The organism is Roseivivax isoporae LMG 25204, from assembly GCF_000521865.1.
Classification (GTDB): domain Bacteria; phylum Pseudomonadota; class Alphaproteobacteria; order Rhodobacterales; family Rhodobacteraceae; genus Roseivivax; species Roseivivax isoporae.
On sequence record NZ_JAME01000131.1, the window covers coordinates 1 to 898 of the forward strand.

At 63.8% G+C, this 898-nt stretch carries 1 protein-coding gene; it reads right to left on the reverse strand.

All coding sequences use genetic code 11. The features are described 5' to 3' along the window. Nucleotides 1–898, reverse strand: an 898-nt coding sequence (locus RISW2_RS22965) for a TerC family protein (protein ID WP_043775820.1), incomplete at both ends; no start/stop codon positions are given.

The following is an 898-nucleotide window of genomic DNA, read 5'->3' on the forward strand; positions in this document are numbered from 1 at the left end:
AGGATCGCGAAGGTGATGCCGAGCGACCATGTGGGCGGGAACTTCTCCCATCCCATGAGGTCCGCCACGAAGATCTTGGATCCGATGAAGACGAGCAGCACAGACAGCGCGTATTTCAGGTAGGCGAAGCGGTGCAGGATCGCCGCCAGCGCGAAGTAGAGCGCCCGCAGCCCGAGGATCGCGAAGATGTTCGAGGTATAGACGATGTAGGGGTCGGTTGTGATGGTGAAGACCGCCGGCACGGAATCCACGGCAAAGACCAGGTCCGCCACCTCGATCACGATCAGCGCGAGGAAGAGCGGCGTGACGTAGCGCGTCATGCGCCCGGTCTCGGGATGCCGCTCGCGCACGAAGAAGGCGTGGCCCCGCGGCCCGCCCGTCACGTGGAAACACCGCCGCAGGACACCCACGAGCCTGTTGTCCTCGAGGCTGTGCGGCGCGTCCGAGGCGAACAGCATCTTGATGCCGGTGAAGATCAGGAAGATCGCGAAGAGGTAGAGCACCCAGTGGTACTGTTCGACGATGGTTGCGCCGAGCGCGATCATGATGCCGCGCAGCAGGATCACGCCGAGGATGCCCCAGAAAAGCACCCGGTGCTGGTACTGACGCGGGATGGCGAAGAAGCCGAAGATCAGCGCGATGACGAAGATGTTGTCCATCGCCAGCGTCTTCTCCACGACGAAGGCGGTGAGGTACTGGGCCGTCGCCTCGCCGTCCATCTGCCACCAGATGAACCCCGAGAAGCTGACGCCGAGCGCGATGTACATGGCCGACAGGCGCAGGCTTTCGGCGACGCCGATCTCGTGGTCGTCGCCGTGCAGCACGCCGAGGTCGAAGGCGAGGAGCGCGACAACGACCCCGACAAAGACGAGCCACATCCAGAGCGGCTTGCCGAGAA